The 22,532-nt window shown below is 44.1% G+C and carries 17 protein-coding genes; 4 read left to right on the top strand and 13 right to left on the bottom strand.

From position 1 onward, the window contains the following. Positions 1 to 22 precede the first annotated feature (22 nt). The 7 genes from H70737_RS04580 to H70737_RS04550 form a co-directional block, all read right to left on the bottom strand. Entirely contained in the window at positions 23 to 2,047 is a 2,025-nt protein-coding gene (locus H70737_RS04580) for a hypothetical protein (protein ID WP_042185124.1), read from the bottom strand. Beyond that, positions 2,022 to 2,924 carry an ABC transporter ATP-binding protein gene (locus H70737_RS04575; RefSeq protein ID WP_042185122.1) on the bottom strand — a complete coding sequence of 301 codons (903 nt, stop codon included), beginning with the start codon at positions 2,922 to 2,924 and terminating at the stop codon, positions 2,022 to 2,024. Before H70737_RS04575 ends, H70737_RS04580 begins: the two co-directional genes overlap by 26 nt. Beyond that, the gene (locus H70737_RS04570; RefSeq protein WP_042185120.1) at positions 2,917 to 3,306 is read right to left on the bottom strand and encodes a GntR family transcriptional regulator; all 390 of its coding nucleotides are present in this window, start codon (positions 3,304 to 3,306) and stop codon (positions 2,917 to 2,919) included. Before H70737_RS04570 ends, H70737_RS04575 begins: the two co-directional genes overlap by 8 nt. 168 nt (positions 3,307 to 3,474) lie before the next feature. Then, a complete protein-coding gene (locus H70737_RS04565) occupies positions 3,475 to 4,227 on the bottom strand; it encodes an amino acid ABC transporter ATP-binding protein (protein WP_442950248.1) in 753 nt (250 codons plus the stop codon). A gap of 15 nt (positions 4,228 to 4,242) precedes the next feature. Further along, a complete protein-coding gene (locus H70737_RS04560) occupies positions 4,243 to 4,902 on the bottom strand; it encodes an amino acid ABC transporter permease (RefSeq protein ID WP_042185116.1) in 660 nt (219 codons plus the stop codon). A gap of 29 nt (positions 4,903 to 4,931) precedes the next feature. Continuing rightward, positions 4,932 to 5,702, bottom strand: coding sequence for an amino acid ABC transporter substrate-binding protein (locus H70737_RS04555; RefSeq protein WP_042185114.1), 771 nt, complete (start codon positions 5,700 to 5,702; stop codon positions 4,932 to 4,934). Positions 5,703 to 5,913: 211 nt separating this feature from the next. Continuing rightward, positions 5,914 to 7,032 (bottom strand): polysaccharide deacetylase family protein, encoded by a 1,119-nt coding sequence (locus H70737_RS04550; protein ID WP_052404162.1) that lies wholly within the window; start codon positions 7,030 to 7,032, stop codon positions 5,914 to 5,916. Between the two features lie 484 nt (positions 7,033 to 7,516). Here H70737_RS04550 and qoxA point away from each other — a divergent pair, with 484 nt between their 5' ends. Genes qoxA through qoxD form a run of 4 tightly spaced genes read left to right on the top strand, consistent with a single transcriptional unit; the run spans position 7,517 to position 11,382 of the window. Next, positions 7,517 to 8,512, top strand: coding sequence for a cytochrome aa3 quinol oxidase subunit II (gene qoxA / locus H70737_RS04545; RefSeq protein WP_042185112.1), 996 nt, complete (start codon positions 7,517 to 7,519; stop codon positions 8,510 to 8,512). 38 nt (positions 8,513 to 8,550) lie between these two features. Continuing rightward, complete coding sequence (gene qoxB, locus H70737_RS04540; RefSeq protein WP_042185110.1) at positions 8,551 to 10,494, top strand: cytochrome aa3 quinol oxidase subunit I; 1,944 nt, start codon at positions 8,551 to 8,553, stop codon at positions 10,492 to 10,494. After that, positions 10,491 to 11,087, top strand: coding sequence for a cytochrome aa3 quinol oxidase subunit III (qoxC, locus tag H70737_RS04535; RefSeq protein ID WP_042185108.1), 597 nt, complete (start codon positions 10,491 to 10,493; stop codon positions 11,085 to 11,087). Before qoxB ends, qoxC begins: the two co-directional genes overlap by 4 nt. 1 nt (position 11,088) lies before the next feature. After that, positions 11,089 to 11,382, top strand: coding sequence for a cytochrome aa3 quinol oxidase subunit IV (qoxD, locus tag H70737_RS04530; protein ID WP_179281646.1), 294 nt, complete (start codon positions 11,089 to 11,091; stop codon positions 11,380 to 11,382). 75 nt (positions 11,383 to 11,457) lie between these two features. Here the strand turns inward: qoxD and H70737_RS04525 are convergent, their stop codons facing one another. The 6 genes from H70737_RS04525 to H70737_RS04500 form a co-directional block, all read right to left on the bottom strand. Continuing rightward, on the bottom strand, positions 11,458 to 13,164 hold the full coding sequence (locus H70737_RS04525; RefSeq protein ID WP_042185106.1) for a methyl-accepting chemotaxis protein: 1,707 nt from the start codon (positions 13,162 to 13,164) through the stop codon (positions 11,458 to 11,460). A gap of 210 nt (positions 13,165 to 13,374) precedes the next feature. After that, positions 13,375 to 15,954, bottom strand: coding sequence for a DUF4430 domain-containing protein (locus tag H70737_RS29665; protein ID WP_052404161.1), 2,580 nt, complete (start codon positions 15,952 to 15,954; stop codon positions 13,375 to 13,377). 208 nt (positions 15,955 to 16,162) lie between these two features. Continuing rightward, on the bottom strand, positions 16,163 to 19,123 hold the full coding sequence (locus tag H70737_RS04515; protein ID WP_052404160.1) for a GAP1-N2 domain-containing protein: 2,961 nt from the start codon (positions 19,121 to 19,123) through the stop codon (positions 16,163 to 16,165). After that, complete coding sequence (locus H70737_RS04510; protein ID WP_042124368.1) at positions 19,120 to 20,382, bottom strand: TRAFAC clade GTPase domain-containing protein; 1,263 nt, start codon at positions 20,380 to 20,382, stop codon at positions 19,120 to 19,122. Before H70737_RS04510 ends, H70737_RS04515 begins: the two co-directional genes overlap by 4 nt. Positions 20,383 to 20,466: 84 nt before the next feature. Next, positions 20,467 to 21,108, bottom strand: a complete 642-nt coding sequence (locus H70737_RS04505) for a hypothetical protein (RefSeq protein WP_042185104.1) — start codon at positions 21,106 to 21,108, stop codon at positions 20,467 to 20,469. Positions 21,109 to 21,130: 22 nt separating this feature from the next. Further along, entirely contained in the window at positions 21,131 to 22,402 is a 1,272-nt protein-coding gene (locus H70737_RS04500) for a vWA domain-containing protein (protein WP_042185102.1), read from the bottom strand. Positions 22,403 to 22,532 lie beyond the last annotated feature (130 nt).

Genomic DNA, 22,532 nt, shown 5'->3' with positions numbered 1-22,532 from the left:
TTTTACTTACCTTATTCTTAGCTTATTTCAGCAATACCTTCAATTCAGCCGTCATATCGGACGCTTTTAACATAACGAAATCACTATAACCCTCCTTATACAGCAGCTTCACAATGTAGTTGCCATTCTCGACTCCATAATTGAAACGATGATCTAAAATATCCGTTAATAGTGCCTTATCCTTCGTAACAACTGTACGATTCTTTTCACGTGCAAGCACTACTCTTTGTTCAGGACTCGTAGGATTCTTAGGTGTTTGCTTATCCATAAAACCATCTTTTACAATCTCTGCCGATTGTATATCTTCAGCGGTTGTTCGTATTTTATCGGCATAGCCTTTTTCGTTCATCCACTTTTCAAGCTCATGGAAAGAAGACTTCCACGGATAATAATAACCATAACTCGAAGAAACTTGGTTGCTGTCCTCTTTTGCCTTTACCTCTGTTTGGATACCAGCCACATCAGGTTTCCCGTCCTTATCTATCTGTACTTCGTAGGACATATTCGAAATTTCGCGTTTGATAATCTCTTTTAGCTCTGAAATTTCCTGAGGATCAGAGATGGCTACTTTTTTATTCCTGTTAGTAACCCACATATAATCCAGGTCTTTGTCTAAGAGAGCTAAATTATACTTTTCATACTTGTAAGCTTCGGTATCCTTAACCGCCTTGAGCTCTGATTCAAACCCCTTATTAGGGATCCAGTATTCCCTCACTAGCTTGTGACCGTTCTCCAATTGATAGGCGATGGTAAAATATTCATAAGCGTATTGTTGTGAGGTATGTTCTGGACGTACCGCAATTACCGCTTGATGAAGTTTACGGACAGCTTCTATATAATCTTTATCATCGGAAAAAGGGTCCTGCCCCATATAGGGTGTAGTAGTGTACAAATCATCCGTGGGGGTATACCAACGGTAGTTAGATCCCATATACACACCACTAATCTTATCACCGGAAGGTACTCTAGCTTCATACCCGGTAACACTAGATATCGGGATATACAGAAGTAACCCCAGCATTACTGCATAAACCGCAAACTCTGCTAACACTTTACGCGTCATAATCTGCCATGTTTTCCGAATAATCATTTCCGCAGCAACATAGCCGATAATGGCTCCAATGGCATATCCACTAATTACCCAGCCCATTTGCTGTTGCTTCATTTGTGCAAAATAATTCCCGGAAATAAGCATAGTACATAACATAACCCCTGCTTTAAACAGCGGGTTGAAATATCCAAAAGCAATAGCCTGACCCGCTTTTTCCGTATTACGTTTACGGTATAATAGATAGGACAACCCAATAAATAGAAGTGCCAATACCCCATAAATCCATAATTCTGTATTGGTGAATGGTTTGCCGGTAAAATAATACACGATATGAACAAACGGAGACCACATCTGCAAACTAGAATCTCGGAAGTTTACATTTGCATTTGCATAACCATAAAGATACATGACTAAATGGCTATTGATTAATGAAATCAGTACAACAGGAAGAATAAGCAAAATATAAATGATAATTCCCTGAAGAATAGATTGGCCCGTGCATATTCCCACAAAAACACTAAAGCAGAAGAGGAATAAAGTCAGAATACTAACTGTGATACACCATTGCCAAATATCTGCGCCCTGAAAAATATAAAAATTACCACTCCATCGCTTAACAACCGCAACCACCCCTGCAGTTAACCAAACCGGCACCAACAGTAAGGTAAGTCCACTTGTCAGATGAGCCGTAAATAAATGCTCTCTGCGTAAAGGCAGGCTATGCCATAGATCTGATGGAGATTTTGCCTGAAGGTATCGGAATAAAAAGAGTCCAGCAGCAACAGGGATCGTAATAATAAACAATGCTTGCACATTACCAGAGATGCGGAATAAATGATCGATTTCCTGCGGTTTTGCATTTGGATCGATACTCATGAACAGCTGCAATGGAAGTGCGAACATTAGGCCAAGTGCATATATAATCCCTATCCAGCCATGCTGGCGGAAGTTCTGGCGAATAATACTGCTATTAAAGTAGTATCGGCTGCGCGTCATATCCGACATCCCCCATTTCATAAATAAAGATCTCTTCTAGCGTTAATGGAAGCAAATCGAATACGTATGGCTCGTACACTTGAAAAGCCGCTTTAATTCGCTCACGATCCCCTTTTACTATGTACAGGTTCACGCTCCCCCGGCGTTCTTGATGTAATATTTGCAGCTTCGCTGCTAACGGAATTTCATGCCGTTCATCTCGGAAGGCCACTTGAATCTTATGTGTATCCGCCTTAAGATCATCCAGATCTTTCTCAATCAGCATCTTCCCACCATGCATAATCCCAACATGATCACACAGATCTTCGATCTCACGAAGATTATGTGAAGAAATGATTACCGTCAGCTCGCGTTCAGCAACCTCCTGAAATAGCAGGTTTTTGATCTGGCGTCGCATTACCGGATCTAACCCGTCAATCGGCTCATCCATAATAAGTACATCTGGCATACAGCTTAAACATAACCAGAATGACGCTTGCCGCTGCATCCCTTTGGAGAAACGACTAAGCTTCCGCTTCTTATCGAGCTGAAAGACGGTCCCCAAATCTTCAAAACGCTTCTGATTCCAACTCGGATAGATCGAGCGATAGAAGGCTGCCATTTGCAGCATGGTGGATTGCGGGAAAAAGTAAGGAGAATCCGGCATAAAAATAACCCGTTGCTTAGTCGTCGGGTGTTCGAATACCGCTTCACCCTCCACCTTCACGGTTCCCTTATCTGGAGAGTAAATGCCTGCCAAGGTCTTCAGCAGCGTAGTTTTACCCGCGCCATTAGAGCCGAGCAGCCCATAAATCGTCCCTTTACGTACTGTTAAAGAGATATCGTCTACTGCCTTCTCCCCTTGAAATAACTTACTGACGCCTCGAATCTCAATCATCACTTTCCCCTCCTTCTCTCTGCTTCTCCACTTGCTCATACAATGAACTAATCTCAGCTGCGGTGAACCCAAGGTATACCGCTTCCGCCATCAGTCTAAGCAACTCAGTACGTACTTCGGCTTTTTTTATCTCATTCTGTTCTTTTTTCATTGGGGCTATAAAACTCCCTTTCCCCTGCAGTGAATAGATATACCCCTCACGTTCCAATTCACGGTAAGCCTTCTGAATCGTATTAGGATTCACGGTTAGCTGCTGGGATAATGTCCTTACCGAAGGCAGTTGTTCATCAGTCTGCAAAATGCCATGTAAAATCATCTCCTTGACCTTATCGGTCAGCTGCTCATAAATCGGCTTGCGACTGCGAACGTCCAATTCGAACATAACCATCCTCCTTTCACTGTCTTCCCTTAGTTCATGATGATGTGTATTAACTGTACTACTATTATTAATACAGTTTAATCTTTATGTCAACGCAAAAACCCCCACAGTTATAAAAAACTGTGGGGACTTTTTCTCATAAATAGACACTTTATTAGCCTGAGGCGGTATTCATACTCTCGTCTCTTGATTCAGAAAAATTCGAGTGCGCTCCTGCTGTGGATGATCAAAAATCTGCTCTGGTGTTCCAGACTCCGTAATCTCACCGTTGTCCATGAAAATCACACGATCAGCCACATCACGAGCAAAGTTCATCTCATGAGTGACAACAATCATCGTCATATTCTCCTCAGCAAGTTGACGGATGACGCGTAGTACCTCGCCCGTGAGTTCAGGATCAAGCGCGGAAGTGGGTTCATCGAACAATAGAATATCAGGGTTGAGCATTAATGCTCTCGCAATAGCAACCCGTTGCTTTTGTCCACCCGACAGCTTTGCAGGATACACATCCGCTTTTTCAGCAAGTCCTACCTTAGAAAGTAAGTTCTCACTTCTAGCCGTAATCTCCTTCACGCTCTCCCGTTTCAACATCCTTGGAGCTAGCTCTAGATTGCCTCGCACCGTTAAATGTGGAAATAGGTTAAAGTGTTGAAATACCATTCCCATGGACGCTGTGATCTCACGAATACTTGCTCCACTAGCGTATTTTCCATTCTCCACAAGCGGCTTACCTTGGATGAAGATGCTTCCACCCGTAATTTCCTCTAGATGTACTAGACTACGCAGCATCGTACTCTTACCTGAACCTGAAGGCCCGATAATAGCGACGGCTTCTCCCGCCTGGATATTGAAACTAACCTTCTTCAACACATCCAATTTGCCGAAGGATTTCTGTAAATCACTTACTTCTATCATGTTACTCATATTCAGACAGTCCCTCTACTCGAATTTAAAACGTTTCTCCAGTGCTTTGAAGAATAAAGTGAGCACCAGCGTCATCAGTAAGTAAATCACTCCCGCCACTACAAAGGGGGTTACAGTAAAGTCTCGATTCACTGCTGTTTTGGCATAGTTCAGTAGCTCAGGTACAGCAACGGCATACAGTAGAGCCGTATCTTTGACCAAGGAAATCGATTCGTTTGCCACGGCTGGCAAAGCTACCCTAAACATTTGAGCTAGAATTACCTTGCGCAGCGTTTGCCATTTACTCAGTCCGAGTACTTTGGCTGCTTCATGCTGCCCTTTATCAATGGAGAGCATACCCCCACGGAAGATCTCCGCGAAATAAGCCCCATAGTTAAGAATAAACCCAAGACTCGCCGCAACGAAGCGGTCCATGACCAGATATTCCCCGATCACCGGAATCTGTGGTAAACCAAAGCAAAAAAATAACAATTGCAGTAAAAGTGGTGTTCCCCGCATGACATAGATATAGGTATGTGCAATCCAAGCCACGGGCTTGATCACACTCTTCGCCATCAAAGTGACTAGGAACCCGAGCGGAATCGACACCAAAATAACAATAAGAAACAATAAAATAGTTGTACGCGCGCCTTCTAACATCGGCCCGGAAATTTGTATTATATAATCCATTTTCATTTCTCCAATAAACTCTGTATATTGACCTTCTATTTCAATACCTTATTCTCACCAAACCACTTCGTGGAGATCTTCTCAGCCGTTCCGTCGTTGTTCATTTCATCCAAAGCCTTTTGAAGTTCTTCCAGTAGTGCCTCATTGCCTTTCTTAATTCCAATACCGTACTGCTCAGGAGCAAGCGATTCATCTAGTAGCTTAAAGGTATTAGGCTCTTTTGACATATAATATCTGGCTACCACTTCATCAATGACTACACCGTCCAGGCGCTTAGTCTTCAAATCTGTGAGCGCTAGCACATTATCAGGAAATTCCGACAGATTAGCAATTTGGTCTTTAATCGGATTAGCATTTAAAGCATCGGCAGCGGAGGATAGACTTTGAAGTCCTACCTCTTTACCCGCCAAATCCTCAAGCTTTGAAATAGTGGAATCCGCTAATACGACTACTACCTGACTATTCTCAAGATAAGGCTTAGTGAATAACACCTTTTCCTTACGTTCATCTGTGATGGTATAACCATTCCAAATCATATCAATGCGCCCACTATTCAGTTCCGACTCCTTAGCTGACCAGTCAATAGGCTGAAAAGTGATTTCTTTGCCCATTTTCTCAGCTGCAGCTCTTGCATAGTCGATATCAAACCCAACAATTTCATTATTCTCATCTCTAAAGCCCATCGGAGCGAACTTATCATCAATCCCAATCACCAGCTTTCCATCCTTGCTCCCAGAAGACGAACAGCCTGATAAAGCTGCAATAACCATGATCATAAATAAAACTAAAAGTGCATTTTTCTTCATCTCTTTTATCCCCCATCGTTGACACAGTGCTGTGTGCTTTAGTTCGCTAATACGTTATCAGAGTATCATGATAACATGACAAATTAACTACGTCGATAGATTAGAGAAGTCTACATGTGTCAAATCTACAAAGATTTCAGACAACAAAAAAAAGACGACAGATCAAATCTGCCGCCTCAACAATATGAATGATTTAATTTCACTATCAGATTTAGCGCTTATCGTTCCAAAAATTGTTAGGCTCCATATCTGAAGTAATAATATGAAACGCATAGCCTTCTTTCTTCAGCGCCTCTAGGATGCGTGGAAGAACTTTAAGTGTAGCCTTTTGATCATGCATTAGAATCACTGGGCTGCTCTTCTTCAGACTATGAACTTCTCTCATAACTGTATTATAGATGGAATTACTATCGTTCTTATATCTCCAATCCTCAGAGTCAACGTTCCAATCCCACAGGTGGTACCCTTGAGTTAGTATCTTATCTCTATAAGCTTTTGTTAAATAAGGCTTACTACCATAAGGTGTACGAATCAGCGTTGTACTTTGACCTGTAATCTTCTTCAGAATTGCATTATCGTCATTCATCTCTTTCAACGCAGAAGCTGGAGAAGCATAAAATTTATCTTTCACATGTGTCATGCCGTGCAAAGCAGGTGCATGTCCATCTTTCACTAAGCGTTTCACTTGAGACGCGTGTGCGTTCATGTTATTTCCTAACATGAAGAAGGTTGCCTTCGCATCATACTTCGCCAAGATATCAAGTAGTTGGGAGGTTGTAGCGGATGGGCCATCATCAAAGCTAAGATATACAACTTTCCCCTTTGTGCCTGTCGTCCCTGTAGTTACATTTTGTTGCAAATCCTTTTTATGTTGATTCACGAATGCAGCATCGTCTAATTTAGCCCCGGAATTATACACTCTTAATAAAGATTGAGCTGGCTTAAACGAAATTGAAAATCCAAGATGAGAGGTCATCTTCACAGGAACCATCGTTCTACCATTTTCCACAAATGTTTTCAGCGGGATAGTCTTTCCATTAGGGAGAAGAGCTGTTGCGTGATCATTCAGCAGTTCAATGGAACCGTTGTTCCCTTGAACATGAATACCAACACCCTCAAGGGTAAGATTCAGATTCAGTGCTAGTGACAAGTCACGCAGCGAAACATAATATGTATCCTTTATCGACACTGCATCAATTTTAGTTAATTTATCGTTCACCCCTAATTTCAGGGATCCTGCACCCGCAGCATTCACTGTATCTATCTCTCGTACCAAGCCCGTACATACGAATAATACTATAAATAATAGCCACACTTTCTTTTTAAACATCTCAAAAAATCTCCCATCTCGTATATTTACCTATAACATTATCATAGATTAATAGATAGAAATTTGAGAGATTGTAACTTAATACAGAATAATTTGTTACCCTTTTTAAGGCTTGCAGATATTTCGACAAAAATCATCAAATACGGATTTCGGCCAAATCCTGTCACACCAACAATAAATGGTTAAATTCCAATCCTTTTGCACAAAATAGATGTGTCCAAATTAGCAACTTTAGTAAATTATTGAACAAAGTTTGAACAGAAATAAATAACCATTAAACAGCGTGGCTACAGTGATCTTTATCATATCATTAGGAACTTGTAACAAATTGATCACACATATTTAACTTGATCGCCATTATTAAGGTCTATTATGGCTTAGATGGAAAAATAAGTCTTTTGCTTTCTTTCTCATTAGTTCTTACTATATATGAAGGTAATGATGAGGGTTAATTAATAGAAGTATTGAAGGAAGGAGCTTAAGCATGAACAAAAAGGGACCGTTATACGCTTTATTTCTCAGCCTAATTTTACTCTTGCCAGGATGCAGTTCAATCGCTGTTCTGAATCCGAAGGGGCCGGCTGCGAGAACTCTGTCTGACACGATCATCCTCTCCATTGTTGTGATGCTCGGTGTTCTAGCAGTTGTCTACATCTTATATGTCTTTGTACTTTTGAAGTACCGCGCTAAGAAAAGTAACGAAGATTATATTCCTCCTCACGAGGAAGGAAACAAATGGTTGGAGGCCATCTGGATTACAATCCCGATTATTATCGTGGCATTCCTCTCCGTGGTCACTGTCAAAACGACAGTAGATGTAGAAAACGTTGCAGCGGATTATAAAGATCAGAAACCGCTTGTAATCTACGCTTCCTCCTCCAACTGGAAATGGCATTTCAGCTATCCTGAGGAAGGTATTGAAACCGTAAACTACGTGAACATTCCAGTTCACCGCGCTGTTGAGTTCAGATTGTACTCTTTCGGTACGATCTCAAGTCTCTGGATCCCTCAATTGGGAGGACAGAAATATGCGATGAGTGACATGCTTACCACTCTGCATCTTTCAGCGGATACTGTAGGTTCCTATACCGGAAGAAATGCGAACTTTAATGGTAAGGGTTTTGCCCACATGGAGTTCGAAGCCCTTGCGATGACTGATAAGGACTATCAAGAATGGGTAAAAGACGTTAAAGAAACAGCAGCTCCATTAACCGAAGACGAATTCAAAAATCTTTTGAAAATGGAATATGTCGGACGCAAAACATACACCAACACTCACTTATCCTTTAGCCCTCCTCCAGGAGACCATGGCGACCATATGAGTAATAATGGTAAAGAAATGGATATGGATAATGGAACTATGGAACATCAGGATAATAAAGAAATTCATCCGTCTCCTGCACCATCTAGCGAGACAGAATTTAACAGTGAACCTAATCCAGAACTGGATGAACAGAGCACTACACATGAAGGACATTAGTCCATGTTAATTGAGCAACTTGAAAGGAGCGATTCCTAATGGATTGGGATAAATTTAAGGTCCATGGCGAACCCCTGATTTACGGGGCTATGGCAAGTATTGTTTTAGCTACAATCGGGATTATCGTCGGCCTAACCTATTTTAAAAAATGGGGATATTTATGGCGCGAATGGTTAACTACCGTTGACCACAAACGTATCGGGGTTATGTATATCCTTGCTGCGCTACTAATGCTTTTCCGCGGCGGCGTTGACGCTATTATGATGAAGCTGCAAACTGCAGCCCCAGATATGAAATTTCTTGACGCACAGCATTACAACGAGGTATTTACAACACACGGCTTGATCATGATCCTCTTTATGGCCATGCCGTTTATTATCGGTCTGATGAACGTTATCGTACCGCTACAAATCGGTGCCAGAGACGTTGCCTTCCCACGTCTTAACGCTGTCAGCTTCTGGCTCTTCTTCTTCGGAGCAATGCTGCTTAACATTTCGTTTGTTATCGGGGGATCACCAGATGCTGGTTGGTCTGCATACTTCCCACTAGCAAGTATAGAGTTCAGCCCAACGGTGGGTAACAACTACTACTCGCTCGCGCTACAAATTTCAGGTATCGGTACACTCCTCACAGGCGTTAACTTTATTGTAACGATTCTGAAGATGCGTGCTCCTGGTATGAAGCTGATGAAAATGCCAATGTTTACATGGTCCGTGCTAATCACGAACGTAATTATCGTATTCGCTTTCCCAGTGCTTACGGTTGCGCTCGCTTTGATGATGTTCGACCGGTTATTCGGCTCTCAATTCTTCACGATGGCCAACGGCGGTATGGATATGTTATGGGCCAACCTTTTCTGGGTATGGGGACATCCAGAAGTATATATCGTTGTACTACCCGCCTTCGGTATTTATAGTGAAATTATCGCCACCTTCTCCAAAAAGAACCTGTATGGATATACATCCATGGTCTTTAGTATGTTGATCATCTCCCTCTTGTCCTTCTTAGTATGGGCTCACCATTTCTATACAATGGGTCAAGGCGCTATGGTTAACAGTTTCTTCTCGATTACTACCATGGCCATTGCTGTTCCAACAGGTGTGAAAATATTTAACTGGCTATTCACCTTACGAAAAGGGCGAATATCATTTACGACGCCGATGCTATATTCGCTAGCCTTTATCCCGATCTTTACGATTGGTGGGGTAACAGGTGTCATGCTGGCCATGGCCAGCGCCGATTATCAGTACCATAATACAATGTTCCTGGTAGCGCATTTCCACTACGTTCTCATTCCAGGTGCTGTATTCGCCGTTATCGCAGGTTTCCACTACTGGTTCCCTAAAGTATTCGGCTTCCGTTTGAACGAACGCCTTGGTAAACATGCCTTCTGGTGGATTATTATTTCCTTTAACGTATCGTTCTTCCCACTGTTCCTTCTCGGACTTAAGGGAATGACACGTCGACAATACACTTATTCTGCGGATACCGGATTTGGTCCGCTCAGTATGGTCTCGTTCATAGGGGCGATAGGTCTTACAGTCGGATTTGTAATTCTGGTGTATAACATCTACTGGAGTACACGTTATGAACCAAGAGATACAAATGGAGATCCATGGGATGCACGTACACTGGAGTGGGCAACGAAAAGTCCGATTCCAGCTTACAACTTCGCAGTGGTTCCAACCGTAAAAACACGCGATGCCTACTGGTTCTCTAAACAAGACAACGTACCTCTATACGAAGATAAGATTACTAAGATTCATATGCCTAGCAATTCAGGCAAACCATTTATTCTGGGTGTTATCTTCTTCATTGCAGGATTCTCTCTGGTATTCAGTCTCTGGATTCCAGCCATTCTCTCTGGAGTAGGTATCCTCATCGTTCTAGCTGCTATGTCCTTCGATCGGGATCATGGATTCTACATCCCTGCAGAAGAAGTTATTGCTACTGAAAAGAAATTGCGGGGTGAGACAATATGAAAATAGATGCGTCTAAGCCGCTTGAATACTCAACAGAAGAGAATAGTAATAAAATCTTTGGCTTCTGGGTCTTTCTAGGAGCAGAGATTGCACTGTTCGCTACGTTGTTCACTGTTTACTTTGTAATGGTAGACCGTTTTGCCAGCGGCCCTAGCGGGCCGGACCTTTTTGAAATTGGTCCCGTGATGATCGAAACATTACTGCTGTTGACAAGCTCATTTACGATCGGTCTTGCAGTTCATGCTATGCGGCATGGTTACCAGAAAGCTATGATGGTCTTTTTCGGACTAACCCTACTAATGGGTCTCGGCTTCCTTGGTATTGAAATCATGGAGTTTGTCACTTATGTTCACGAAGGGGCTACACTTCAAACCAGCGGATTCCTATCCAGTCTCTTTGTACTGCTGGGAACACACGGAGCTCACGTATCGTTCGGGTTCCTGTGGGGTGCGGCTATCTTAATCCAGTTGAAGCGTCAAGGTATTACTCCGGCTACGGCCAATAAATCCTTTATCTTCTCGCTGTACTGGCATTTCTTGGACGTTGTCTGGATCTTTATTTTCAGTTTCATCTATCTGAAAGGACTGATGTAGCATGATGAAGCAACTGTTTCCAATTCGCCATGTGATGGGTTTCTTAGCCTCTCTTGTCCTTTCTGTGGCTGCACTTGCTGTAATCTACCTTGATCTATCTAATAGTGCGAACATGGCTATCCTGCTTATTACAGCGCTCATTCAGGCTTCCCTGCAGCTCTTCCTGTTCATGCATATTGGAGAATCAGCTGATACCAAGAAAGAACTCTACATCAATATCGCCTATGCCTTATTCGTTGGCTTAGTTACGATCTTTGGTACGCTCTTCATCTTCGTATGGGGCTGGTATGCTTAACTCCATTCAATAACACACAAAAGGACGTCTCCAAAGCCTAAATGGCTCTGGGACGTCCTTTTTTTTCATTTCGCGTTATAATTTAAATCGCGCTAAAGTCTTCTGCAGATCTTCCGCCAGCACCGCTAAATACTGAGCTGATGCGGACATTTCCTCCATAGCAGACAGTTGCTGCTGACTAGCTGCGCTGGTGTCCTGAACACCCACTGCCCCTTTATTGGATATTGCATTGACCTGTTCCATTGCTGCCGCTACACCTTGTGACTCTAAGGAGACATGTGCAACCGCCTCTCTAATCTCTTCCGTCTGCAGCGTAGCTTCTTTAATAGAACTTTGAATCTCATGAAACGCTTGAGATACGAGCTGACTTTGAGCTACGCCGTGAGAGACTAGCTCGGAGCCGAAAGCCATTGATTCTACTGCTCTTTCAGTTTGCTTTTGAATATGCGTAATAATATCCGTTACTTTCAGTGAACTGTTTCGCGTCGCTTCTGCAAGACCCCGAATTTCTCCGGCAACTACAGCAAAGCCACGTCCATGTTCTCCAGCCCTCGCTGCTTCGATAGAAGCATTAAGCGCCAGCAGGTTCGTCTGTGTTGCGATTCCGTTAATCGTAGTAATAATTGTATTTATATCCTGAGACAGCTGCCCAAGGTTACTAATAATCTCTTGGCTCTGAGTTACGCCGGAGTCGATTTCCTTCATCTGTTCAATGATGTTATCTACGGCGATTACCCCTTGATCTGTTGAACCAGAAGCGACTCCCATAAGATCGGACATTTCAAAACTGCTACTTTCTACGGCCGAAATATTATTGGTCATAGCTTGTATAGACTGAGAAGTACGATTAATGCTTTCCGTCTGTTCATCAAACCCCGCTGCAATCTCTCCAGAAGCTTCGGCGATCATTTGCGAAGCCAACGAGGTCTGCTCAGCACTAGCGCTCATCTCTTGCGATGAGGCTGATAACAATTCTGCACTCTCCGCAATGCCTTGCATCATCTTCCGTAAGCTCTCCAGCATATTGTTAAATGAGCTATTAATTTGGCCGATTTCATCCTTAGCGGTATATGTTGCTGTGACGGTTAAATCCCCATTTTCCGCCCGCTTCATTAAACCTTGCAGTTCCTTAAGAGGTTTCGTAATCAGTCGAATGATTGCAACACTAAGCACGATACAAATGATCCAAGAGAACGATATCAACACTATACTTTTAGTCTTCATGCTCTTAGCGGTAGCCGTAGACTCTGAATTATGATCTCCAGCTCCCTTTAGCAGCGAATCGCTTATTCCTTTAAGCATATTGATCATTTTCTCACGAGAATTACTAAACTCACCTGTGAATACTTGAAAGGCCTCTTGACTACCTTTGCTATCCGCAACCTGAATAATATTATCTCTTTGTGCACGATAGTCTGTTAAGGAGGACTCATATTCCTTTATTTTATTCACTACCGCACTATCATTGTACTGGACGGTCTTCAACTTGTTCAAAAGATTATTATTTTCCTGAACTTTCTCCGTAATGCTCTCTTTCAGTTGTTTGTTCTTGTTTACATCAACGCTCATCAAGCGCTCCAAGAGAAAAGCTTCAATGGCCCGATTGTTTGTACGCATTTGTCCCACGTAAGAAACAGGCAACAAGTTTTCATTATACGTCTCTGTTGTTTTTTGAGCCATTTTGTCCATGGTGATAAAGCCAGTTACCCCCACAATGTTCAACATGACTACAGAAAATACCAATAGAATCCCAATTTTGAATTTCACTTTCATATTCTTCATCTGCACTCCGCCTTCACATGATCTTACTAACTATCTATTTTTATCGGTAAGAAAGGCGAATAGTGTGATGATTTTTAAATAAAATCATGAATAAAATGTCGAAAAAAAGTTTCTGTTGTCAAATAATGCAACGAACGAAAACAAAAAAACGGACACTCGATCCGCTAATACTCCGAATCGTAGTGTCCGCCTAACAATAATCAATCGTACTTATTCACCCGATGAATAGTACCAATATAATATATCACCGTTCTCTAAAATGTAGCTGTCCGCGCTGATACTTGGATCAGCATCTCTATTCGTCTTATACTTCCATCCACTGCTAGGTCCGCCATCAAATTCGGACAAACCATCTATAGATTTCACGTATTTACTTCCAGCGTTTCCGGATGATACTACCTTATCGCCCAATTGACTAATCAATAAGCTATAAGCCGTTTCACCTTCTTTTAGCGATACTGTTGTACTGTTCAGAATCGTACCCTTCTTGTTATCCCCAACGACTGAAAGGGTAGCCGTAGCTTTAACAGGAGCAATAACATCTGAAGCAATGTTTAGTGACTGAGTATAACGCGCCACACTAGGCACACTATCTTTAGCATATCCCGTAACAATGATCGTATAGGTATTCGCTGGTAGACCTTGGTCAAATGCAGCTACACCCTTAGCATTTGTGATCGCCTTCTGATCACCGATCAAGACCTGCACGCCAGCGGCTGGAGAAGTCACTGGATCGGAAGTAAAGGTATCCTTATTCCACACCCATTTTTTCTGAGAAACTGTTACTGTGAAAGCTTCACCCGGCTTCGGCTGTGCAGAGGATACAACCGCAGTATTAACAACCTGTGTGGTTTCTCCGGCATAATATACAAGAACACGGTCGGATTCCTGTAATTCAAAAGCGTCCATACCTACACTTGGATAGATCCATTCACCGCTACGCCATACTACGAAGCTCCACCAGCCATCATAAAGGCCTTGAGTAACTCCATGAATGCCCGATACAAAATTACCATACGACGATTTCGTGATATCTACTTTAAAATCATTGGATAATCCCAATTGCTGCAAAGCTTCAAGTGCATTGGAAGCCTTTAAAGTCCCCTCACCGATCAGTCCTTGCGGACCCTCAACGGTAAGTGAAGCCGTTACATGCTTAGGAATTACCTTTAGATCTTGAGTATATTTAGCTATCGATGGCGCTTTTCCTTCACGATAGCCTGTTACAGTCAGCTTGTAATCACCTGCTGGAACATTCCCTGAGAATAGCGCCTCGCCTTTAGCATTTGTTGTTACGATGCGATTTCCAATTTGGACCTGAACGCCAGATGCTTTGGCAGCTACCGGGGAGGATGTATTCGTTACAGCATCCCATTTCCATGTCTTACTAGTCACTACTACAGTAAAAGAATCGCCCTCTTTTAGGCTTGCTTTGGACACCGTTACCGAATCTACAAGTTTAGTATCATCTCCAGCATAATATACCAAGACCTGATCTGAATCTTTAAGCGCAAAATCACTCATTCCAACATCAGGGTTGATCCATTGACCGTTACGGGATACGGCATACATCCATCCGTCATAGCCGCCGTAGCTTCCGGCGGGAATGTTTCCAATTCCTGTGACATATGCACCGGAAGGATTCGTGATCGGCAAGTTCGTCTGAAGAGCCAGCTTCTCTAGTGCACCAAGTACGTTGCTAGCATATCCATATCCCTGTGCTAAAGTACTCTTAGGACCCTCTACAGTAACAGGTGCATAGATTAAGGCATTCTGAACAGATGACTTAGAAAAATCGTATAACTTACTGTTACTGCCTTTATAGAGTAGATTGTAGGCTACAAGCGCCTGAAGGCCTTGCTCAGTAGCTAGAATATTACTGCTTCCGCCACGGCTATGAGCGAAGCTTCCGTCAGCTAGACGGTAGCTCAGCAGGTTACCGATCAGATTCACTTTATTCTTGGTATATTCTAATCCACTTGGATCTACACCGAAGGATGTGAGACCTAGAATAGCTTGTGCAGCGCTCTCAGCACTATCTCCGTAACCTCCATGACTATCCTGAGCACTAGAGAGCCAAGATACGGCTTGTAGTCCTGCTGTGTAAGCTTCTGGATTACGCTTATGTGCCGCTAGAGCGGTCAAAGCTATCGCTGTCATATCTGGCTCACTAGCGCCTGTCGTTAAGGCAAAGCCGCCATCTTGATTTTGCTTGGAGAGAATCTCAGCAATGAGCTTATCCGCTGTCCATTTCGCGTTATATGGAATGTTATATTTACCAGAGTCCAGTGCGAGCAAAGCATATACTGGATTATTAAGTGTCTGTCCACTGATTTTGTCATGATTATAGATCTTCTCTATTAAGTTATAGCCAGGTGTTGTTCCGCTTCCAGCAAAGTTGGTAGGATCAGCACCTACCGCTCTTACTGCGAGTACAATTCTCGCATAATCCGTTACGCTCGCGAAATTCCCCTCTGCATCCTTCACCTTTTTCTCAAGAGCTAGACGGTAACCTGCTGGCAGTTTGTATCCCGCTTGAGCCAGCCCAATCGCTTGCCAATCCGACTGCACGCCACCCTTTAGAATAAATTCTGCAGCTGTATAGGTCGCATCCGCAACATTAATTCGCTCCGCCTGAGCAGCTGCATCGCTAGATTCATCTAGTCCGGTGCTAACACCTGCCTCTGCGAAGATGGTTCCTGCCGGAGCAAGGGATGTTCCTAAAATTGAAATGACCATGAATATGGCCAGTCCAAGTACAAAAAACTTGGAGGTGACTATTTTCTTCATTGTTCAACCTCTTTCTATAAAGGAATGGATACTACATAAAATAAGAGCGCACAACATAAAGACCGCCCCTATAAAGGGCGGTATAACCTTATTTTCATAATCATATCTATTAATACATAGCATGTCTATAGAAAAGCTTTGTATGAGTAACAAAAAAAGAACAGCAGAACCAAACCTTTCGGCATCGTCCTGCTGATCAGAAATTCCTTTATTCAGCTGTTCCTTCCGGACTTGCAGTTGGAGAAGGTTCAGCACTTGAGTTAACACCCAGTGTATCCTTTGGAGCGGGATCTACAATCAATGTAAATCTTCCCGCCTTGATCATACTTTTCTCTACAATGGTCGCTCCCGGTTCTAAGGTAACCTCCACCTGATAGGATAGCTGTACCCCTTCTGTGACAGCTGTCGCGGATGGATCAACTGTGTTATTCTCCGCATCAGATGAAGGCGTTGGAGACGGTGTGGCATCGGCTCCTGCGTTAGCAGCGTCCGCACCTTCAGCCGTTTCAGAAGTAGTGCCTGTGGCATCCGCTGACGGAACTGGACAAGTTCCATGGCTAGCAGCGACTTTAAAGCTCTTATCCACCACATTGGATGAAGTCATCAGACTAATCTCCGGCGGATTAAATTGCACACAATCATCAGCTTTGGCAAACGTGAACACCAATATGCTGCTCCCCTTATCTCCTTCGACGCTCTGATCCTTCAAGTATACTGAAGCCGGAGGCAGCTCATTGCCTGCACTCTGAACGGGTGTCGGCTCAGGGCTTGTCCCCGGCAGAGCCGTCTTTGGATCATCCGGACGCAGCATACTGAATACGATAATTGCGATAATCACCAGAATGCCCGTGATGGAACCGGAGATCAGGAGTCGAAATCGACTGCGGCTGATCCAGCGCGCCAGCGGGGAAGCGAGCTGGGAGCGAGCTTCATTGTACACATTTTGAAGAGCAGGCCGTGCTGTAGCAACATAGCTTTTACGGAACTCACGATTCTTGAAGGCTTCGCGGTCACTGCTCTGGAAATACTTCAGAATCGCCCGGCGGTAACCCGGATAAAGCTTTTTATTCGATATCGTAAATAAAGAATTTCCTTGAGACCATGCAAAGAATCGATAGATAACATCCTTATCGGTACCGGCTTTATGCTTTACTAATTCCAAGAGTGCGTCATAATCCAGTGGACCACCCTCGCGCTGACTGGTGTAGTAGAAAGCTAGAGGCAGACGTTCAAAAGGCTCTAACACTCGGGCTTCCTTCAGTAAACGGCGACCGAGCAGTTGTACATCGTCCAGCTCCTTTGGAGATAAGCCTGCAAAAATCTCTTCATTCGGCTTCTCTTCACCAAACCAGCGATAAGCAGCGCGGAGTGCATTTTCTTTCTGCTTGCTAATTCTATCTAGTGGCGGCTGCCAATCCACGACATTGCCATAACGTAAGAAAACAACCTCCAGTAAGTCCTCCTGCGTCATTTCAGTGAGGGATAGCCGGTTCAGCAAGAATCTGTCTGCAGATGCTGCCAGATCCTGCATGAGTGAGAGTACTTTAGAAGATACGCCTGTCCCTCTACGTCGATCTTTCTCCGCTTTATCTACAGTGCCATGAATTTCCGCCACCGCAGCAACCGGATCAGTCTCCAGTTGTAGCTTTTCTAGCAAATAATCCCTTACTGCATCCTGAGCAAAAGGTTGCTCTAACGCAGCTGGTAGAAAACGGCCCCAATGGAGTACAAAATTCAGAATGTCCACAGATTTAGATGCAGCAACTAGTCTTGATTCCATATAAGGTTCTAATAACTGCTTGCGGAAATACGCTTCAGACATTACCCGTTGAAAAAAAGCAGCGCTTAGCTCATCATTTCTCTCAATGATACCGTAAGCTGCATTGAGAACATCTTTGCGTCCCGCTTCCACGCTATGAAGCATACCATTAATGAAATAATCAACAATTCTGACTTTGTAATTATGATCCTTGAGCACAAAATAATCCTTAAAGCACTCCATAATTGCAGGATCCGGGACATTCCTTTGCCGGACTAAATCAAATTCTCGGTCGAACCGCTCCAAGAAAATATCATTCAGTCGGATTCTGGAATGAATCGCCCCATCCGCTTTAAGATAAGAGAGTAAACCACTCAGCACTGCGCTCTTGTTCTCTGTATATAAGTGCTCATTCCCCTGCTCAATCTCATAAAATACGGCTAACTCATTATAGAGAGCGAGCGATAGTTTATGCTCAGGACTTTCTCCGCGAAGGATCTGATCGGCAAAACTTACGAAATCGTCGAGATCCCCTGGATTCAGAAGTAAAAGCTTCCAAACCAGATCAGCATACGGCTGACGGGACTCGCCAAAATCTACATTCCCCATCCGACCCGAAACCAAATCGAATGTGAAGTCCTTCTCGATGCTGCGATCACCGGGACGGAGCGAGCCTTTTTCCACAAAGCTAAGATGAATATATTTACGGCTTTGCGGTTCATTCGCATACGTAATCACGCCTAATCTACGGCGGAATTCATACGGCAGCACGCTATATAAAATCTCTGTAAGCTCCACCGCACGTGCGGACAGCTCCGTGATAGGTACATTTAGAGCGATATAGATTTTTTTCTTACCTGCCACAGAGAGCATCACCGCTTGCAGCAATGCCTTAAATATCCCTTCATCAATCCCTAGCAAGCGTAATCCCGCTATAGGATCAGGTCGGCGATCCGTACGTATAACTGGAATAGCAGACAGCTCCGGCAAGGTTCCGCCCAGCTCTCCTTCATAACTTTTTGCGAAATCAGCATGCAGAAAGTCCCCGTAGCTCTGAATAATCTCCTCTGAACGTGAGGCTGGAACTACAAAGTTATGTGCAAAAAAGGCGCTCCGCTGGCCCGTAAAATCCGTCGCTTGATAACGACTCGTCCCAAGAACAGTGTCGCCATTCTCTGCATGGAACAGGTGCAGCGCACTAGGATATAGAGTCTCATCCTTCTCCCCACGCGCGGCCAGCTCTGCTGGAGCATCGTAGAGACAGAAGGGATGCAGTGTTTTTTTGATAAAATTATTGTCCAGACTGTCCGATTTCGCTACTGTATCAAAACCTTCAGTGGAACGAAATAATCCGCGGCGTTCGCGGGTATACATTTGTTGGGCGATCTTAGACCCTGAGAAAACATTCACGGGCCGTCGCTCCCCTCAATATACTTCAGCTTATGCAGCAGCCAAATAAACGGCTCGTCTACGCGAATCGGGCTTACTACACCCTCAATCTTCTGATTCACAGGATTACTGCCCAACGCAGATACCGCAAAATAGCCCGTATTCGAGAAGTACACATCCATCGTATCTTTAAAAGGTCTGTCCACCTTACCAATAAATCTGCGGATTTCTCCGTCGATGTTATGGAATTCATCCATATTCAATGTTTTGCGATGGACATAGTTATTGAACACATTACTGTTGGACTTGATGTAATCCCCATCCTCATCCTTCAGCGAATGCAGCATATCACTTTTCGCAAGAACGACTGCTGTTGGAATGTCAGTTTTGCTCTTTTCCTGATAAGCGATAAAATCACCGAACATCGTCAGCACAACATCACGCGGCTCGTCATATTGCGAGACCCATTCGCCCGGGCGATCACCGATGTTAATATGAATCTTCTCACGGATCGAACGGATTTGCAGCGGATCGACCATAAACAGAATACCGGCAGAGTTCTTAATATGTTGACCGTGTAGTCCGAGATAATCCTGATCCACCATGCCCTCACCCGCTACATCAAAGAACACAAGTGTCAGCGGCGGCTTTTCTTCATCCTTAAAAACAAATTGAAAGATAAACGGCTCCTGCATTTTCTCCTTCTGTGTGGAAGCTAGCAGATCCCCGCGTTCAAACAGCGGTTCTTCATAGAGCGTACGGAACTTACGGCTAATCTCCGCGTTGAGCGGCATACAAGCGGCATCGAAATGTCCTGCTGTCGTATGCTGCAAGGTATGAATCAGCGCGGTCATATATACCGACTTCCCGACTTGGGAAGCTCCGATAATCGAGATAATGTTACTTGGAACCTTACCTGCAGTCACAGGCAGCTCGTTATGGCAGGATGGACATAGCCGTCTGCGTGTAAGCACTCCATAGCGATCCGTAAGCCCTGTTAACACATGATCGGTATAATGATGGTATTCTTCCGGAATATCCGCCGGATTAATGATTGCTTCTATGTCATCCACCGTATCGAGCCCAAAGCGCTCACGGTATTTATTCAAGGCATCATCCTCGCCCAGCGCGTAATTCTCATCGTCCTCTCGGCTATGCATAGCCCGAAAGACCACATCCTCCGGAGAGAACTTGGTGAAGCAATACGGACACACAATATCGTAAAAAAGTGGCCTTGGCTCCGGCTGATTCTTTTTCATAAAACGGCTAAAAAAAGACATCTACTCATCCTCCCAAAAGTTGTATCTGCGTATCTTGCTATGGACAGGCATTGTCCAACACTCGCTTGTACGCATAGACTGATCTTACTCCGGCACCAGCTCGTAATAAAGCCCATACTTAGGACCGTCGGTGAAAAAGATGCGTACAAAATCATCCTTACCGATCTCAATCGGCGGGAGTACATTGCGTCCAGGGGCGAAATCCTGTACAAAGGGAAAGAGAATACCATCCTCTTTCCCTGCCGGATGTCCTCCCCGTTTCTTAACATAACAGAGGACATCTCGAGCCACTGGAACTTCTGCCGTAATCGCCATATGTACGGTCTTTTGTTTTCCGAATAATCCTCTTTTTTGTTGAACGGAATAATAGATTCTGGCTTTGCCTGCACTGACCACCACACGGTTCGCACCGTCACTTTGCCTCACCAGCAGTGTCTCTCCGTTCTCAGCAAGGCGAGCGTATATGGTATAGGAGACTAGGCCGATCTCATCCAATCGATCACGGTATCCATTGTTAGATTTGTATTCCTCACGAGTGTAGAGCTTCATTCCGACCGGAGGAATATCCCCGGTGCCAATAGAAGCCTCTTCTGCGGAGGTCTTATGGATGTACACCGCCTGCACGCCGTCCGGCCAGCGCCATCTCAGCGTACAGAACCGTTCATCCACTTGAGATGTCACATCCGTTATTACCAGAGCGGAAGCATTATCCTCGGCGTACCTCATTACTGTAAACCCCTTTCAACTACTAGAATCCTTTGCTATTCCGATTTCTCCGTCGATCAGGAAAGCTTTCTGACGGTGGATTAGGAGCTGCATTATTTCTTCTATTACGGTAAATACGTCCTTCACCTACTGGAATGACGCCTGTAAATAATGAGATGATTGCAGCCAATATAAGAACAGCAAGGAGGCGAATTAGGCCGTCAGTGAAATTGTGCCCGCTAAGTCCAAATTCCAGAATAAGCCCTGCGAACAACCCTGAGATAACGCCGCCAATCCCGAAGCTTTTTGCTAAATGACGGTTATCAAACATAATACCAAGACCGAGTCCAAGTGCAGCACCGATTAGCATCAGCGACAAAATACGAACTGCAGCATAGTATGGACTATCTGCCGTAGCATCACTACGCACCGTAAGCAATGTCCGATCTCCCAAACGATCATAGATTTGCTGGAATACATCACCCAAAAGAGCCGTATCTGTCACATCATAATAGTGACCGCCCGTTATTTTCGCAATATCCTGCAGCAACTGGGTACCGGCAGGATCCTGCATCCCCAGACCAATGGTATTTACGGCAATGCCACGATCTATATAGGTCTGTAATTCTCGTGAGGTGTCGAAATTACTGACTCCGTCCGACAGCAAGATGACCATAGCGCCTTGATTTTTTCTGCCGTCACTGTCTATCTCCTTAAGTGCTTCCGAGATCGCACCACTTATGTTCGTGCCACCCTCAGTTGGTTTCAAGTTATCAATGGCAGTCAACACCTTCTCACGATTCTGCGAATCCGAGAGTGGTGTTAACGGCTGGACGACTACAGCTTCGTGGTTAAATGTCACCACCGCTACCTGATTGTCATTGTCCATTCTCGCAATTAACGCCTTAGCGGCTGAATAACGGCTGTTATCAGGATCACTCTGCGCCATACTGCCAGAGTCATCGATAGCCATTACAACATTTTTAACCGGTTTAGCACCGCCAAAATTCAGCTCATAAACAAATTCTGTTAATGCTCCAACTCCAAGTGCAAGGACAATCATCAGAGGCAGGAGCTTCCAGGATAAACCTAGGTAGCGCTGCTTCCACGAGGCTCCGTTCAGCCGTGGCGAGATCATTTCTGCAAGCAGACAACCGATGCCGATACCGAGTGCTACTATGGCAAAATAAATGCCAACGAGCAAGATGGAAGGCAGATCGTTGTACCAGCTTAGCAGCCACTCGCCAAAAAGAAAGGCGACCCCGCCGCCGATCAGACTGAAGAAGAGCAGGAGCAGATTGATTTTTCTCTGCATCGTTATACTTCCTTTCCGGGAGAAACCTGAATTGTACTCTTATGGCCTTAACATTGTTCGGGGGTTATGTAGCCCGATTAACGGGCTGCCCGGATGTGTAATCATCCCCCAGATTGCACTTTGTGCAATA

The organism is Paenibacillus sp. FSL H7-0737 (genome assembly GCF_000758545.1).
Lineage (GTDB): Bacteria > Bacillota > Bacilli > Paenibacillales > Paenibacillaceae > Paenibacillus_AQ.
The sequence above is the reverse complement of the archived record's forward strand: the minus strand, read 5'-3'. Positions and strand labels throughout refer to the sequence as shown.